A 16,182-nucleotide genomic window follows, 5' to 3' on the forward strand; every position below is an offset into this window, starting at 1 on the left:
ATGGACACCTTTGCCTTCGGCTCGTGGTTCCGACTACTACGGCCCACAGCGGATTTTCACCGCCTAGTTAGCGCCCATGCCGGGCGCACAGCAAAAAGGTGTTCATTCGCACAGAATGGACACCTTTCCTCGCTTTTTGATAATTAGCTAGCTGGGGTGTCAGCCAGAGTCCAGTTCAAGGTACCCGTGTAAGTACCAGTCTTGACGTTAGCTGGAACACTCAATACAACGTTTGAAGGATCCAATTGCATTGACGTTGCACCGGCACCTTGGCCCTTAGCAGCAGTGTAAATGGTGTGCGTCGTTTTTCCATCAGCAGCAATTCCTGTCGTACCACCTTCATCAGTAGTAGTATCTTCACCCGTAATACCAGTCGTCCCAGTTCCAGAATTCAAGATAGTTGCTTTTGAACCCTTTAAATTGAAGGCTGCACCATCTAAGTTACCGATACTTTGGCCGTTAGCGTCCTTACCTGCCAGTACAGAACTACCAACACTAACGATCCAGCCATGGTTAGTCCCACGTGTATCGGAAACTTCGGTAAGTAACGTCTTATTCGTGTCGATGCCCTTATTGGTTACAGAAACATCATTAGTTGCGGCCGTCCCATCCGCATTCTTACCGTTATTGCTTCCGTTAAAGACATCTTGTACGCCGGATACTTGTGACTTAATCGGGTTACTAGTAGATCCAAAATCAATGCTGTCTGAAACATATAAGAATGTTAAAGGACCACTCGGATTAGTTCCACCATTGGGATCATTAGGATCAGTAGGAGTAACCGGCTTAGTTGGATCGGTTGGATCAACTGGTGTCGTCGTATCAGCTGGCTTCGTGAACGTTACGGTACTGCTAGTCGTCCCACTAAATCCATCCCCAGTTGTATTTGCCTTTGCCGTAACTGGTGCAATGGCCCCCAACAATAATGCACTTGCTAATAAAATACTACTTACAGTCTTTTTCATGATTAAGCACCCCTCAATTTTTGGTTTGTCCTCAAAATCTCTCAACAGATACTCAGTAAAGCCAGTTCCCCTTAACCACTAGTCACCGCAAAGACTATCTTCACGTAGTTAATGGTGGCACCTTCCGTAACGCTCCCCTAGTGAGCCGTTACGCTTTACTAAATATGTAACAAGTTCATTATAGCGTGAGAAGGTCTGCCTGTAAATAGTTTTTTCGATTAAAAATGAAAGTTTTTTAAAAATAACCCAATTTAGTTATAAATCCCGTTATATCAGGGCATGTAATCGGTATCAAGTTTGTAAGTAAAATTTATATATGCCGTTATTTTTCGGCGTTTAACCAAATGTGGTCAAACATCATTTAGCTGCTTCGGCATCACGCCCCTCTTTCATTAAAGTGTCCAACTATTTTACCTGAGACTAAAAAATCGCCTCGCACTTAACGAGACGATGCTTTTATTTTTTTGATTGTAACAGCTGATCCACCAATTTCTGCGTGGCGGCCGCACGTCCTGCCTGACGATCTGATTCCAACAAATAATACTGATGGAGTGCAGACAGCGTCACTGCTTCTTCTGCATCCGGCAACGCGTACAATCGGTGAAAAGTCGTTGCAACAGCCGCAAAGTCAGCCTTTTCAACCAACAACTGGCGGAGTTGTTCCGGCGTGATGTGATTTTTTCGTGCCGGCACCCAGTCGGTTGCGGGTTGACGGTCCAACCGTTGCTGGAAGGCATGGGTCAATCCGGCTGGCCAACTTTCTGGGAGCGGCCGACCCTGGGTGACTTGTTGCTTCACGGTCAGGAGTTGCGGATAGACCGCCGCTGGGATCTGCTGGCCTTCCCAACACTGGCGCAATTTTTCCAATTGTGCTTGTCGTTGTGTCGTCGTCAACTCGAACCCCACCGCGGCATTAAAGAGATCATCATCCCAATCGCGTTGCCGCTGTGCCGCCAATTGCCGGCTGATGCGGTTCAGATCGGCGACCAGATAACGGGGCACAATCTGTAAGCGGGCCGCCGTTATCTGGCCGGTTCGGGCAAATTCGGTCGCCATGACGCCAAGCTGATAGGAATTCACCAACCGGCGTAGGCTTGATGGCATATCGATGGTCGCCACCTGTTGCTTGAACGCGGCCAATGTAAGGTGTTGCGTCACGAGCGCCGCCACCGCCGTCAAATAAGTCTGGTAGGCGGCTGACTGGCGTAATTTTTTCTCCGCAGTGGACTGCGCCGCATTGGCCGTCTCCCAAGCCACCTGCGCTTCTTTAGTGGCTAAGTCCTGGGCCCGCTGCTGCTTGACCCGCTCCCGCTCGCGTTGCACCGTGACCGCCCGCCGTTCCACCGTTCGCAAGTGATCATACTCGGTTAAATAGGGCGCTAGCTGCGGCTCTGGTAGCGTCTGCGTTCGCTGGCGCAAGTACCCGGTGACCGTCGCTTTCGTTCCCTTGTGGACCCAACGCTGGCGCTGACGGTGGTCCGCTGGCAATTGGGGTAGCGCGTCTTTTCGCCAGAGAATCTCCGGCACGACCGGGTAGTGGTCCGTCAGCGTGTCATACTGGGCGACCGCGTGAAAATTATCCTCGGTCGTAATCGCCATCAAATACTGCATTTCATCGCTCATAAACTTCTTCACGCACTCGGACCCCACCAAGATCTCCCGGCCAGTTGCCCGCAAGACCACGTGATATTCGTAGCGGACGGGCTTATGGCACAACGCGCAGTGGCGCCAGTCCGCCCGTCGATCGCTGGCATTGATGGCATACGGCAAACGCGCCAACAGTTTCCACGCCAAACTCCCGGTCACCAACCAATCAACTCGCTGTTCTTGAATCAGTTCTCGCGTTGAACGCGTCAAAAAGTCACTGGTGTCCTTGACCGTGGGGTGATCGCGCAAGACCGGCAGTACCCGCGTCAACGCGGGCAAGGCCAGCGCTGGCTGGGTAAGTTGTAGAAACCGGTTCTGCGCCGGTGTGAGGAGCGTGGTGGTCATAAAAAGTCGTCCTTTCCATCGTTAAAAGTCGTTGTTTAAGCATACCACAACTCTGCCAATGGGGGAACGTACGTTTTAAATATGAATTAAAAAAACGCCCCATCTGGCGTCTCTCGTTTCCAGCTAAATATGTACCATCATCACCGCGCCACCAATCAGGATTGCCAGGCCAATCGCCTTAGGAATCAGCTGCTTGAGGTTGGCTTCCTTTAACACCACCACACTGAGTAGCGTGGCCACGACCACGTTCAGTTGGGTCAGGACAAAGCCGTTCACCAAGCCATTTAGATTCAGCGACATCAGGTAAGTCCCCGCCGCGACGGCGAAGATAAAGCCAGAGGTAATGTTGCGTAATCCCCAGGGATCTTGCCCGGGAATCCGTTTGCGCCCAACGACGTAGATTGTCAGGGCCCCGGCCATCATCCCCAACGTCTGTGGCAAGAACCCGTTGAGGCCCTTCGCTACCGCATAGTGAGGAAAGCCCGAATAGCCCCAATAGCCCACGCAAGTCACAATCAACAAGCCATAGGCCCCCAGGTCCTTGCGTGAAACGTGAATCACGCCGTTACTGATCATTACCCCGGCCAGAATAATGATCAACGCAATCACACCCAGCACGCTGTCGTGCCAGCCAACCCACTCGCCGAAGACCCAGCCGCCAATCAGGGAATTCCCAATAATCTGCAAGGCCGTCGAGAACGGCACCGCATTGTTCACGCCCAGCGCACCGTAGCCCCAGTACTGACCGCCCTGACCGATACTCCAGCAGACCCCCGAACAGAAGTAGAGGATAAAATCCGTGACGTTGAAGTCATAGTGAAAAATCAGCTGTAGGATGATCGCGCTAATCACGCCACCCACGCTGGTACCCAACAGTTGTTCCGTCCAGTTGCCGCCGGTCCGTCCCTGCATCCAAATCGGTAGAATTCCCCAAAAGAGTGCTGGCATCAGGCCAATTACGATGTTCATTCCGCTCACCTAGTTTCTCACTTCAGTAAAGTTAATCGTACGCCATTTTTGAAAGCGCTGTCAATATCGAATCACGTTGTTTTCCCGAATTTTCGTTTTGCCCCCATCCGTCTACGACCTAGACAACTAAAAAGGCGTCAGGCCAGCGCCCAACGTCTTCTCAATTCTTATTTACAGCTTGCCGTTCATAAACTGGGCTTCGCCGTTGCCAAAGCTCCAGTCGGCCTTGGTATTGGTGGTCAGGTTAATCAAGACATCGGTTGGCGGGACCCCCGCGCCGGCTTCCAATTCCTTCACCAATCGCGCATAGAAGCGTTCCTTGTCAGCCTCTTCACGTGGGCTAGTCGTCAGGCTGAAGATTAACGTCTTTTCGGTCCGATCAAAACCCAAGCCGACATCCCAAACAATCATCTCTTCTGGATCGTGTTGCGTCACAATTTGGTAACGGTCACGCGGTAACAGGTGTAACTCTTCCGTGGCAACCTGGTAGGCAATATCCAAAATCGTCTTGATTTCTTCCTTACTGCGGCCTCTGTACATATCGATTCGCATTAATGGCATGGTTTCGATCTCCTTTTGGTTTCGTCTCTGACAGTTGCGCGGTCGGCCTGGTCCCGCTTCCCGCATAACTGTACGTTTAATCTAGCATAGTTTGGCCGTTGACTGTCACAACTTGACTTGTCCTTGACCAACCACCCTAACAACAAGATTCATTCTACCCGGAATCGGCCACTAAACAATTGACAATTGTCAATTTTAAATCGTTTTTGAAAAAAAGTCTGGGTAAAAAACACCCAGACTCCTCGTGTCACCATAAAATTAGCTGTAGCAGGGCGGAAAAGACAGTCGCTTTCGCTGGAAGCCGCCTGGTTTCGACACTTAATCCTCTGCCATCCACGCCTTCAACGCCACACCCGTCCGTGAATCGGCGTGTTGTGTGGCCTCACGGGGCCGCCCACTGAACTGGATATGACCGCCATAACGGCCAGCATCCGGACCCACGTCAATCAGCCAGTCGGCCTGACTGATCACCGCCAGATTATGTTCGATAATAATCAGCGAGTTGCCCGCCGCGACCAGCGCGTTGAACAACTTCATCAGCCGATCGGTATCCTTTAAATGCAAGCCGGCCGTGGGTTCATCCAGCAGATAAACCGTTCCCTTTTTACCTAACTCGACCGCTAACTTCAACCGTTGGAGCTCGCCACCCGACAGCGTGGTCAGGGGTTGCGCCAACGTCAGGTAGCCCAAGCCCACGCGATCCAGGTTGTCCAATTGACTGGCCAACTTGGGCGTGTCCTTAAAAAAGTTCGTGGCCGCCTTCACGGATAGCTGGAGCACCTCCGCAATCGTTTTATCCTGATAGTGATACTGCAAGGCTTCCTCGCTATACCGTTTACCCTGACAGAGCTCACAGGTCTGGACGACGGGGTCCATAAAGGCCATGTTGGTAATCGTCACGCCCTTCCCCTTACACCGCGGACAAGCGCCCTTACCATTGTAGCTAAACATACTGGTCCCGACGCGGCCGTTCGCCTGGCTGAACAGCTTGCGAATCTCGTCTAAGATTCCGAGGTAGGTCGCCGGCGTCGAGCGAATGTTAATGCCCACGGGCGTCTGAGCCAAGTCGATATAGTCCTCGGTTAATTGCTTCTTGAGCGCGGTCACCAACGAGGACTTCCCAGAGCCCGCGACCCCGGAGATCACGGTCATCACGCCCAGGGGAACGTCCACGCTCACGTCCTGCAAGTTATTTTCGGTCACGTGGCGCAGGGCCAAATGCGACGAAGATTGCCGCTCTACTCCCCACTGATGTGGCCGTCGCAACCATTTCCCGGTCAACGTATCGGAAGCCAACAACTCCGGATACGTTCCGGTGAAGGTCACCGTGCCACCACCCTGACCGGCCAGTGGCCCCATCTCGACCACGTAATCGGCAAACGAAATCATGGCCGGGTTGTGTTCCACCACTAGCACCGTGTTGCCCTTTTCCTTGAGCTTGGTCAGTGCTTGTTTAATCAACTGAATATCGTGGGGATGCAGGCCCACACTGGGTTCATCCAGGATGTAGACCATATCGACCAGCGCGCTGGTCAGGTACTTGGCAATCTTGATCCGCTGGGCCTCACCACCGGACAACGTGCTGGTCCCCCGATCAAGGGTCAGGTAGCCCAGCCCGATATCGACCAGCGACTGAATCTTCGTGGTGAGCTCGCGGACAACATCGGTGGCCAGTGGCGCCGTGATCGCCCGTAAAAAGGCCAGCACGTGCCGCAAATCCATGGCCGACACTTCGGCGATGTTCCGGCCGTTGATGTGGTTGGTCAGGACTTCCGGCTTCAACCGCGTGCCGTGGCAGACTGGACACGGCTTGCGCGTCACGATCTTGGCGATGGCCTCGCGGTGATGAGCCGCCTCCTTCTTGCCAATCACGGACCGCCGAATCCGGGGAACGACGCCCTCATACAGCGCCGTGCGGGGAAAGCCTTCGCCGGGATGCTTCAATTTTTGCTGGGGCGCGTGCATCAGGAGTTCATACTCCTCAGGCGTGTAGTCCTTGATGGGCTTGTCATCATCAAATAACCCACTGGTCGCGTACCGCCGCCAACGCCAGGTATCCGGGCCAAAGCTGACGAAGGTGATGGCCCCCTGATTCAATGACTTCTCCGGGTCAATCAGTTGGTGCTCGTCAATATCATCGACGTACCCCAGTCCCTGACAGGCCGGGCACATCCCCTGCGGCAGGTTAAACGAAAAATTATCCGAAAAGCCAATGAACGGCTTGCCGATTCGTGAGAACAACAGCCGCAGCAACGAGTAAATCCCGGTGTACGTGGCCAGCGTCGACCGCGCATTCTTGCCTAGACGCTGTTGTGCAATCACGATGGCGACCGGTAAATGGCCGATGTGCCCAACGTGGGGCTGCCCGTATTTCGGCAGATACTGTTGCGTAAAGCTGGGAAAGGTCTCGTTCAATTCTCGCCGCGAGGCCGCCGCAATCGTGTCGAAAACCAGCGAAGACTTGCCGGACCCCGATAGCCCGACAAACACCGTGGTTCGGTATTTCGGTACCCGCAGATTGACGTGCCGCAAATTATTCTGCGTGGCATCTTGAATCTCAATATACCCCTGTTCAAAAGTTGTTTGCATGCCCAAACTCCCTTCATTTCCCATCACCGAACTTCTTATGCGGGTCGTGACGCATCACTACTTCTACCCTGAGCGTTCACGACCTTGCGCACACTACCAAACCAGCTTAACATACTCTAAAACGGAACACCAGTTCGCAGGCTTGATCATGATAGCTGTTGCGTTTAGGTAGCGGCTTAGACACTGAGCAATCACTGAAAGACGCCGGTGTAACAGCTTGCTGCGCACAATGAAACGTTGGGCACCGATCTTAAATTCGGTATATAATTTGAATGATAAAACTAAAGGTTGAAAGTTCACGAACATGCTTCAGACCCCAGCTGACAAGGCTTATCGCCATAAAATTAATCATCAACGACCACCTGCGGCTGCCAGAAATTCCGGCGCTGTGGGGACCGCCTGCGGCCTGAGCAGCGGTCCTCCGGCTCGGTTTGAAGCCTGACGAAACCCGTCAGTCTCCAAACGCGTCCCGCGCTGTAAGCTGAAAATCAGCTAACACCGCTGTCACGGCTGCCTACATCTCTGCCTGCCTCCGGTTACGATGGTTGAAATCGACTAAATGTGCGGCAACATCGCTGGATTAGCAACGTTCCGCCAGTTTAATTGGACATATCTCATATAGCCGTGAGTGAGTCAAATTTGGTCTCAGCCGTGGGAGTTTCCAAGTGTTCTGCTTGGAAACTGGCGTCTTTGAGACGCGGGCTGACGGCTCAAAGCGAGGGAAAAGACAGCACTTTGTCTTTTCCCGATCCTTCCCACAGCGATCCAGACCAAATTTGGTGAACGGTAAGGCGGCCAGTACGCGACTATCATAATAATGGTTGTTATCCTTGTCACACCAGGAATCCTAGCTGTTTTCTATCTTTTAACCTTTAATTATAAAAATAGCGCGTACCAGAGCGCTCGAGAAAAGCGAGGCAAATCGTGAAAGAAAAATGGTTCTTAATCTTACTTATCCCCCTATTGTTATCCCTGACCGCTTGCGGGGACCAATCCGCGACTAGTCAGTCCCATTCCCATGCCAGTGATATTGCCTTTGGCCAAACCGGCCGGACAGCGAAAACCCAAGTCTGGTATATTGCCCGAGGAACGAAGACGCCCCGGTCAAGCACGCCGCTAAAGGCCGTTGCGATTACTCAAAACGGCCGAGCCACAGCCTTTCAGGTGCCCGCATCCTTCACCTTAGGCGCGGCCGCCAGCCTATCCGTGCCACAATTACAGAAAAAAGGGACCACGTTTGCCAAGCGAGCGTTTGTCCGAAAACGGCAAACCTTAATGAACACCGCCAAGCACGGTCTGGCCCAAGAAAAACGGATTTTAAAGGCCGACCAACATGCCACCGTCGTTAGCTTTGCGGCCATCAAGACCGACAGACGGGCCGTGGCCAATTATCGACAGTTACTGGCGCATCTCAAAACGATAACGTTCAAGGCGCCCAGTCCATTACCGTTTTCGGTGACCGTGGTGAAAAAACAGCACCGCGTCAAGCAGGAAACGATTAAAGTCGCGGCGTACGCGCTTAAGGAATCAGCCACCACGACCACCCCGTCAGCCATTGCCTATCAAAAAAGCCGTCATCAAATCTTTACCGTTCCCTATACACTGACCTCCCCAAGGGCCGTGCAGATTGGTCAGCATGATTTTGGCTATTACCGATCTGCCGGTCATTCCGAACTGGCGCTGACTAAGATTGCCCATCAGGACGCTAACGTCAAATTCGATCCCGCCTCCACAACGCCCTGATTTCGGCGGGTGACCACTACTCGCCACGACCTAACCCACTGGTTCCGCAAGCAAAATTACCCAACTTTCGACGCAAAACGACTATACTCAACTCTGTGTTCATGACTCATTTAAGGAGGAATCTCATGTTGTCTTTATTTAAAAAACATCCCATTAACTTACCTGCCGCAGTCCTGGCCGGCGGTGCCGCTGGCGTCGTCTCTGGACTCGTCAAACTCGGCTGGGAGAACGTCCTGCCACCCCGTACTGAAGAACGCGATGCCACCAATCCTCCCCAGACGCTACTGGAACAGTTCGGCATTCCCGCGAAGGTGACCCACGCCACCTATACTTATTCGGGCCACCAATTACCCTGGGTGAGCTACGTGATTCACTTCGGGTTCTCCACCACCTTTGCCGTGCTCTATCAGATCATTGGCGAGAAGATTCCCGCCATCAAGAAGGACGCGGGCACCTGGTTCGGCCTCGCCATCTGGATCGCCTTTCACCTCGGGATCATGCCCGCCATGGGAACCGTGCCCGCCGCAAAGGATCAACCGGGTGAAGAGCACGTCTCCGAAGCCCTCGGTCACATCGCCTGGATGGTGACCAACGACTTAGTCGGCGCGGAAGTCTACCGTCGCTTGGTCGCCGAGAAGCGTAAGTAACCAATTGTCCCGCTAAAATAGAATGAATTGGAGATGGTCTCTCGGATGAATGCTTGGCAAACGCGGTGGCCGGAACGATTGAGCTATGGGCTCAGCGATGCCGCCGATAACTTGGTCTTCCAAATGATGACCACTTATCTGTTGTTCTTTTACACCGACATCTACGGACTATCCGCCAGTGCCGCCGCCATTCTGTTTGTCGTCGCCCGCCTCGCCGATGTGGTGGAGAGTCTCCTCATCGGGTTGATGATCGACCACACCCACTCAAAATGGGGGAAGAGTCGGCCGTTCTTTCTGTGGTACGCATTGCCCTACGTGATCTTCGCCATCCTGACGTTTGTCACGCCGCCCTTTGGCCCTACCGGGAAGCTCATCTGGGCCTACGTGACCTATCTGGGGTTGGGCTTCTTCTACACGGCGGTCAACTTGCCGATTACCTCGATTCTGCCCACGCTGACGCAAAATGACCGGGAACAGACCGTCCTCGGTGTCATTCGTCAATTCTGTGGCAGTTCCGTGCAAATTATCGTGGCCGTCTTCACCCTGCCACTGGTCGCCCTCTTTGGCCACGGCAACCAGCAACAAGGATTCCTGTTGACGATTATTCTGTTCGGCGCCATTTCACTGGCGCTGATCTGGAACACCTTCTTCCACGTCCACGAACGCTTCAGCCATCCCGAACACGCTCACCAATCTTGGCGAGCCGTGAGTCATATGTTACGCCAAAATAAGCCGTGGTTAATCATCTCAGTCGTGATTCTGTTGTATTGGCTGACCACGGCGATTAAGAACCAAACCACGATTTATTATTTTAAATACATCCAACACAGCGAAGCATTGGTTCCTTATGCCAATGGCTTCACCTTTGCCGCCTTGATTGGCGTCTTGTTGATTGTCCATTCTGCTAGTCAGTGGGGCAAGAAACGGACGATGCTGAGCGGGATCGCGCTCGCGGCACTGGGCCAACTGGTGCTCAGCATTGGGGTGGTCAGTGATCACCTGCCCGTTATCTTCGGCGGCATTCTGCTCAACTCCGTGGGAAACGGACTGATTATCGGTCTGGTCTCCATCATGATCGCCGATACGATTCGTTATGGCATGGCCTTGGGCATCCAAGCCGAGGGCATCCTGGCCTCGACCGATGACTTCGGCGTCAACGTGGGCTTAGGGCTCGGCGGACTCATCACGGCGGGACTCTTCCATCTATCGGGGTATGCGGCCAATCACAGCCAAAATATCGCGACGCAGCACATGATCACGTTGAATTATGCGTGGTTACCGTTGCTGTTATACGTGGTAATGTTTGCGATTCTCCTCTTCTACGACGAACGCACCCTACAGGCTAAGATTACCCCAGCTGATCGGGATGCTTAGGGCTTTCGCTGACGATTATTGCTGCCTGACTGTCCGCACAGTAATGGTTGTTAACCGAAATCGTGTTACCTCGTCAATACTACTTGTCGGTTACGGGGGTAACACAACAGCCATGACAACCAGTATCATGCCGGAGGCGGCCAGTAATGGAGCCAACCGTGTGACGACTTGGGAGACTTGTGGGCTTGTGCAAGGCTTCCAAGCGAGCCGGAAGCCCGTCCTTTGGCTGTAGGCGGTCCCCACAGCAGGCGGAATTGCTGGCAACCGCAGGCGACTGGTTTCCCCTGTATATTGGATTTGTTGATAACCACTTTGTGAGAATGACAAGGCGGCTAGTTACAACTAAGCATGCAACCATGAAAAAAGGCAGTACGATCCGCGATAATGCGGTCTCGTACTGCCTTTTTATTTACGAAAAATTAGTCAGTGGTCCGGCTACCATGCGTCCGGCCACGGTTAGAATTGCGGCGCTTATCGTGTAAGCTGTCAAACCCAACAAAGCCTGCCGCCACAGCGCGATCATTGGCGCGGTGAAGAACCTTGATGAAGTGTTCCGCTTCATCCTTACCGAAGAAGCCTAACCAGCGGTGGAACCGTTCATCGGTGGCTTGTGCCAAGTTCCGTTGAACCCGACTGCCAGCCGCCGTTAAGGTAATGTACTTAACTCGACGGTCATTAGGATCTACCTTTTGCATCACGTAGTTTTCCTTAAGTAATACATTAACCTGACGAGCGATAGCGCTCTTGGAGACGCCTTCTAATTTGGCAAGTTCAACCAACGTTTGTCCATTCTTACTCCGGGCAACGTTTTCCATCACCATGAAGGCTTCAAAGGTCAAATTGTATTTTTGCGTCGGAATCGAAACGAAATCACCAATATACTTAAAGATGTGCATGTATAAGTCGTCAAACTCTTTCTTCAATTCTGCTTCCGTTACGTTGTCATTCGTCGTCTCTGTCATTATAAATCCATTACTCCTTCTAGTTTCAGCGCCGGGCGCTGCCTATTACCATCCTAATTTGGGTACACCCCTCGGGTTTAGTTTAGCTGAAAAGGCCAGCCAAGTCACCGGTCAATATTATGTAAGTGGATAACCCTACTTACTTTTTACTATCAAACTATCTTATCCAATAAAACTCTTTTTAGAGGTTTCCAAAATCGAACACACGTTCTATAATAGAACTAATCTTCCCATCAAGGACGTGATATTTATGTTCACCCAAGCTCGTCACCAAATTAGAACGTTACTCCAAACAGCTTATCAAAACAATCAATTGACCACGGTCAATACGCGAGACGTTACTTACACGGGAACCGTTGATTATCTTTCATCGACAACGGTCTATCTCGGTCTCGCAGCTGGTCATTCCTGTGAAATTCCCCTAACACAGATCAGCCGCGTTCATTTACACCAATTTCAATCTTGGTGGTATCTTTATGACTCTCCCATGTAGTAACTCCCTCTAGTATCGCCTCTCTCACCCAAAAAATAAACCTTTTTTAGCAAATTGTTGGTATTTTATTTACAATTGACAGTAATCCTTATGTTTTCCCATTGTTTCCCCTTTCAACTCCCCATCTCCATTGCTAAAAAATCGGAAAACCAACTAAGATTACACCTGATTATACCGCGTCACGACCGCTGAATTATGCACCAATCTATAGTGACTGGTAACATTCGGAATTTTACACAGTTTAATTCATTGCAGGGGTCCAATCGCTTTGCCATAAAAATATTATCTCAAAAAACAAGAGCCGCGGACAAACGTCCAGGCTCTTGCTTTTATCGTTACTATTAAATGCCTAAAGGTTGAAAATTCACGGACACGCTCCAGTCCCCAGTTGATAAGGTTTATCGCTATTAAATTAGTCATCAACGAACCACCTGCGGCTGCCTACATCTCTAGCTGTCTCCGGTTACGATAGTTGAAAAAACACTAAACGTGCGGTGATATCGCTAAAGTGTCAGCGTGCAGGCGACTTAATCGAGGTGAATGCTGCCGTGAACCGTATCAATTTTAACCGTTTGTGTCGCGTCTTCACCAATCGTGCCAATCTTGTGGTGACGGTCATCGAGGGTCAGTTGGGCTAGTCGTGGAACCTGAACCGTGCCGTCATCGTTACGGACATCCAGATTGTACGCCGTCCCAGGCCCCACGGTGACCGCAACGCTAGCATTGCCCGTGATGGTCACATCGCTGGTCAGATCGGTTAAGCCGACGTTGACCCGGCCATTGCCAGAGTGGAAACGCCCACCACCAGATAGTCCTTGAACGCGAATGGCCCCGTTACGCGAAGAGGCTGCGATCACCCCTTGTAAGCCATCAATCTTGATGGCGCCGTTGCGGGAATTCAGGTTCACGTCCCCCTTGTGATCCGTCACCCGGATGGCCCCGTTGGTCGATTCAACCTGACCGCCGCCCTCGACATTCGTCAGCGTAACGGAACCATTGGTGCTCATCAGTTGATATTTCAAGGCATTCAATTGGTCCACCCGCACCGACCCATTCGTGGCCCGGATGGTGAAATTCATCAGCTGATTGTTAAAGGCCCGAATGGCGCCATTGGTGGCATGAATGTCGAGATCGGCGTTAGACCGTAAGTCGCTGACCTCCAGACTGCCATTGCCGGCGTGCACGCGAACCCGTCCCTTTAGCGTACTGGGGATAAAAATCTCGGTGCGGACGTGCAGTGGCCACAGCCGCGGTCGGTCACCCTGATTCAATTCCAGCCGTGAACCGTACTGGCGGCTCTGCAGATAGAAGCGCTCACTGTCGCGACTCATATACTCATTAACCACAATCTCTGACGCGCTGGCCTGACCCAATTTAACGGCGGCATCTGGATAGTTAATCGCCACTTCGTCGAGGTCGTTGACCGCGAAAGACTGCGTGTTGACCAGTTTCAGTGACCCCACGTAAGCGCGCTGGGGGCGCTCACCATTGATCTTAACGTCATCGCCATTGACATCGATAAAGCCATTTCCCACCGACACGTGGTCGCCATCAACCTGAACCAGCTTGCCTAAATCAACCTTGTCCCCGTCACCATCGACGACCACGTGATCGCCCCAAGTGACCTGATCATCCGTAATGTGAAGTTTCCCAATCTGAACGTGAGAATGGGTATCCCGATTGCGTTGCGACTGGTCGGCCTCATCCTTGGCCGCGTCCGCCTTCGCAGCGTCTTCATCGGCGACTTCCTTCAGGAGGCTGTCGATATCGCCCAGTTGCTGCATGGCTTCATCGACCGCATACGGTGCGTCCATCCCCTGATTAATCTTTTCCGTCACGGCTTCCGTGAGGTCACCCACCAACTCTTCTTTTAATTCAGTCAGTGCCCGTGATGGTTGGTACTGGCGAAACCGTTCATCCAACCGCGTCCGAATCTCCATTGTCATATCGTCCATGCTAATCCTCCTTGGTAATCTTGCCCGTAATCAATTCATCAATAATTGGCTTGGCAAAGCGCCAGGCCGCCGTCTTCTCGGCCAACATGGTCTGGCCAACGTCCGTCACGTGATAGTACTTGCGGCGAGACCCCTGCGTCTCATCGCCCCAATAATCCGTGAGCGCCCCGTTCTTCTCTAGCCGCCGAAACACGGTATATAACGTGGCCTCATTTAGGTCGTAATGGCCGTGACTGAGCTCGCGCACCCGCTTGGCCACCTGATACCCGTAGCTATCGCCCTGCTGTAAAATATTTAACACAATGGTATCCGTATGGCCCCGGATTAAATCCTTGGAGATCACCTCAGCCATGTCGCCACTTCCTTTCACTGCTTCAATGGGTCTAATGTATCACACACTACTATGTGTGTCAAAGTAATTTATCTGAGATAGTATTTTATCTCTCAAATTCAGCGCTATTTAGCCGCTAGTCTGAAGCAAAATGAGCCTAAAAAAGGACTGGGATCAGCTTCCCAGCCCGTATGTAACAAACGATTTTATTACTTCAATTCCAGAAAAGCACCCGGTAAGATGCCCGCCACCGTGGTCTCGGCCAGCGCACCCTTTTGGTTGGTCAGGTAGATCACGGCGTCCTGATCAAAGAACTCACTGATGACCTGTCGACACGACCCGCACGGCGCGATTGCCCCTTCGGTATTTCCCGTCACGAGTAATTCGGTAAACCGCTTTTCACCCGCCGCGATGCCGGAGAAAATAGCCGTTCGTTCGGCACACATCGTTGACCCGTACGCCGCATTTTCAATATTACAGCCACCGTAAATCTTGCCGCTGGCGCCGACTGCCGCCGCCCCCACGTGAAAATGCGAGTATGGTGTGTAGGCCCGCTCCAACATATCGGTCGCAACTTGCAATAATTCTTCTAGCTCTGCCATGGTGTTTCCTCCTTAGCGTATGTCTGTCGTTGCTTCTTAATTGTTGCATAGTTTCAAAGAAAGCGCTACCATTTGAACGAAATTTCTAGGGTTTTCTTTAACTTTTCGCTAAATTGGCGAGGGGGAGAAATCGCGTGGTAAACTTAGAGCTATTAAACTTGTCTAGGGGAGCGCTTTGTTCACATGAAACTATTACGCAATATTTTAAGCTGGGTGGTACCCATTCTGGTCGCGCTCATACTGGTCTTCTTGGTACGCACGTACGGCCTCGAAGTCGTTAAGGTCTCTGGTGGGTCCATGGAACCCAATCTGGCTGATACCGAACGCATGCTGGTGCTCAAACCACTCAAGGTCAAACCGTTGAGTGTCATCGTCTTTGATGCGTACGGTGAGGATCCAACCGCCGCCAAGAACACCAACTACGTGAAGCGCGTTATCGGGATGCCGGGCGATAAGGTCGTCAGCAAGAACGGCTACATTTACGTCAATAACCGTAAGATTAACCAGTCATTCATCAGTAAATCCGAACGCACGACCGGCACGGGCAATTGGACGCTCAGCAGTCTGGCCAAGGCCCACCACTGGGCGTACCAAGGTAACGCAGTCCCTAAGGGCCACTACTTCGTGCTCGGTGACCACCGTAGTATTTCCGAAGACGGCCGGGCTTGGGGCTACGTGGACGCCGATAAGATTATGGGGGTCGTGAAGGTGCCTTTCTGGCAAGGAACCAAGCAGCATCGGCTCAATGTGAATGATATGGCGAGCTAAATTTAAAATTCACGCCTAGGCGCCATCAATCAATTTTGATAGTGCCTTTTCTAATCCCTTACTAAAGGTTGAAAGATAGAAAACAGCTACGAATCCTGGTGTGACAAGGATAACAGCCATTATAATATGATTGTCGCGTACTGGCCGCCTTACCGTTCGCCAAATTTGGTCTGGATCGCTGTGGGAAGGATCGGGAAAAGCCGAAGTGCTGTCTTTTCCCTCGCTTTGAGC

14 protein-coding genes are annotated in these 16,182 nt (G+C 52.0%); 4 read left to right on the forward strand and 10 right to left on the reverse strand.

The features are described from left to right. Positions 1 to 143: 143 nt before the first annotated feature. From HEQ50_RS11580 to HEQ50_RS11600, 5 genes are all read right to left on the reverse strand, one after another. A complete protein-coding gene (locus HEQ50_RS11580) occupies positions 144 to 965 on the reverse strand; it encodes a WxL domain-containing protein (protein WP_168900658.1) in 822 nt (273 codons plus the stop codon). Positions 966 to 1,421: 456 nt separating this feature from the next. Continuing rightward, positions 1,422 to 2,957, reverse strand: a complete 1,536-nt coding sequence (locus HEQ50_RS11585; RefSeq protein WP_168900659.1) for a hypothetical protein — start codon at positions 2,955 to 2,957, stop codon at positions 1,422 to 1,424. Positions 2,958 to 3,080: 123 nt separating this feature from the next. Continuing rightward, positions 3,081 to 3,926: a GRP family sugar transporter gene (locus HEQ50_RS11590; RefSeq protein ID WP_168900660.1), complete on the reverse strand. Its 846-nt coding sequence runs from the start codon at positions 3,924 to 3,926 to the stop codon at positions 3,081 to 3,083. 171 nt (positions 3,927 to 4,097) lie between these two features. After that, positions 4,098 to 4,487: a tautomerase family protein gene (locus HEQ50_RS11595; RefSeq protein WP_168900661.1), complete on the reverse strand. Its 390-nt coding sequence runs from the start codon at positions 4,485 to 4,487 to the stop codon at positions 4,098 to 4,100. 318 nt (positions 4,488 to 4,805) lie between these two features. After that, positions 4,806 to 7,076: an excinuclease ABC subunit UvrA gene (locus tag HEQ50_RS11600; RefSeq protein WP_168900662.1), complete on the reverse strand. Its 2,271-nt coding sequence runs from the start codon at positions 7,074 to 7,076 to the stop codon at positions 4,806 to 4,808. 924 nt (positions 7,077 to 8,000) lie between these two features. On the opposite strand from HEQ50_RS11600, the gene HEQ50_RS11605 reads away from it, so the two are divergent. From HEQ50_RS11605 to HEQ50_RS11615, 3 genes are all read left to right on the forward strand, one after another. Further along, positions 8,001 to 8,819, forward strand: coding sequence for a hypothetical protein (locus HEQ50_RS11605; RefSeq protein ID WP_168900663.1), 819 nt, complete (start codon positions 8,001 to 8,003; stop codon positions 8,817 to 8,819). Between the two features lie 125 nt (positions 8,820 to 8,944). Then, on the forward strand, positions 8,945 to 9,466 hold the full coding sequence (locus HEQ50_RS11610) for a DUF1440 domain-containing protein (protein ID WP_168900664.1): 522 nt from the start codon (positions 8,945 to 8,947) through the stop codon (positions 9,464 to 9,466). Positions 9,467 to 9,511: 45 nt separating this feature from the next. Beyond that, positions 9,512 to 10,840 (forward strand): MFS transporter, encoded by a 1,329-nt coding sequence (locus HEQ50_RS11615; protein ID WP_168900665.1) that lies wholly within the window; start codon positions 9,512 to 9,514, stop codon positions 10,838 to 10,840. 419 nt (positions 10,841 to 11,259) lie between these two features. Here HEQ50_RS11615 and HEQ50_RS11620 read toward each other — a convergent pair whose 3' ends face one another. From HEQ50_RS11620 to HEQ50_RS11635, 4 genes are all read right to left on the reverse strand, one after another. After that, positions 11,260 to 11,802 carry a MarR family winged helix-turn-helix transcriptional regulator gene (locus HEQ50_RS11620; protein ID WP_168900666.1) on the reverse strand — a complete coding sequence of 181 codons (543 nt, stop codon included), beginning with the start codon at positions 11,800 to 11,802 and terminating at the stop codon, positions 11,260 to 11,262. Between the two features lie 1,020 nt (positions 11,803 to 12,822). Next, positions 12,823 to 14,250 (reverse strand): DUF4097 family beta strand repeat-containing protein, encoded by a 1,428-nt coding sequence (locus HEQ50_RS11625; protein ID WP_168900667.1) that lies wholly within the window; start codon positions 14,248 to 14,250, stop codon positions 12,823 to 12,825. Between the two features lies 1 nt (position 14,251). Continuing rightward, on the reverse strand, positions 14,252 to 14,602 hold the full coding sequence (locus tag HEQ50_RS11630; protein ID WP_168900668.1) for a PadR family transcriptional regulator: 351 nt from the start codon (positions 14,600 to 14,602) through the stop codon (positions 14,252 to 14,254). 188 nt (positions 14,603 to 14,790) lie between these two features. After that, positions 14,791 to 15,183, reverse strand: coding sequence for a cytidine deaminase (locus tag HEQ50_RS11635; protein ID WP_168900669.1), 393 nt, complete (start codon positions 15,181 to 15,183; stop codon positions 14,791 to 14,793). 183 nt (positions 15,184 to 15,366) lie between these two features. On the opposite strand from HEQ50_RS11635, the gene lepB reads away from it, so the two are divergent. Beyond that, positions 15,367 to 15,951, forward strand: coding sequence for a signal peptidase I (gene lepB, locus HEQ50_RS11640; protein WP_168900670.1), 585 nt, complete (start codon positions 15,367 to 15,369; stop codon positions 15,949 to 15,951). A gap of 15 nt (positions 15,952 to 15,966) precedes the next feature. Here the strand turns inward: lepB and HEQ50_RS12745 are convergent. Next, positions 15,967 to 16,182, reverse strand: a 216-nt coding sequence (locus HEQ50_RS12745) for a hypothetical protein (RefSeq protein ID WP_211089327.1), incomplete at its 5' end; no start/stop codon positions are given.

This window comes from Lactobacillus sp. HBUAS51381 (assembly GCF_012641095.1).
Taxonomy (GTDB): domain Bacteria; phylum Bacillota; class Bacilli; order Lactobacillales; family Lactobacillaceae; genus Levilactobacillus.

Excerpts from the sequence above, each read along its gene's own strand:
- HEQ50_RS11580 (WP_168900658.1), bottom strand. The coding sequence starts at position 965 with ATGAAAAAGACTGTAAGTAGTATTTTATTAGCAAGTGCATTATTGTTG.
- HEQ50_RS11585 (WP_168900659.1), bottom strand. The coding sequence starts at position 2,957 with ATGACCACCACGCTCCTCACACCGGCGCAGAACCGGTTTCTACAACTT.
- HEQ50_RS11590 (WP_168900660.1), bottom strand. The coding sequence starts at position 3,926 with ATGAACATCGTAATTGGCCTGATGCCAGCACTCTTTTGGGGAATTCTA.
- HEQ50_RS11595 (WP_168900661.1), bottom strand. The coding sequence starts at position 4,487 with ATGCCATTAATGCGAATCGATATGTACAGAGGCCGCAGTAAGGAAGAA.
- HEQ50_RS11600 (WP_168900662.1), bottom strand. The coding sequence starts at position 7,076 with ATGCAAACAACTTTTGAACAGGGGTATATTGAGATTCAAGATGCCACG.
- HEQ50_RS11610 (WP_168900664.1), top strand. The coding sequence starts at position 8,945 with ATGTTGTCTTTATTTAAAAAACATCCCATTAACTTACCTGCCGCAGTC.
- HEQ50_RS11615 (WP_168900665.1), top strand. The coding sequence starts at position 9,512 with ATGAATGCTTGGCAAACGCGGTGGCCGGAACGATTGAGCTATGGGCTC.
- HEQ50_RS11620 (WP_168900666.1), bottom strand. The coding sequence starts at position 11,802 with ATGACAGAGACGACGAATGACAACGTAACGGAAGCAGAATTGAAGAAA.
- HEQ50_RS11625 (WP_168900667.1), bottom strand. The coding sequence starts at position 14,250 with ATGGACGATATGACAATGGAGATTCGGACGCGGTTGGATGAACGGTTT.
- HEQ50_RS11630 (WP_168900668.1), bottom strand. The coding sequence starts at position 14,602 with ATGGCTGAGGTGATCTCCAAGGATTTAATCCGGGGCCATACGGATACC.
- HEQ50_RS11635 (WP_168900669.1), bottom strand. The coding sequence starts at position 15,183 with ATGGCAGAGCTAGAAGAATTATTGCAAGTTGCGACCGATATGTTGGAG.
- lepB (WP_168900670.1), top strand. The coding sequence starts at position 15,367 with ATGAAACTATTACGCAATATTTTAAGCTGGGTGGTACCCATTCTGGTC.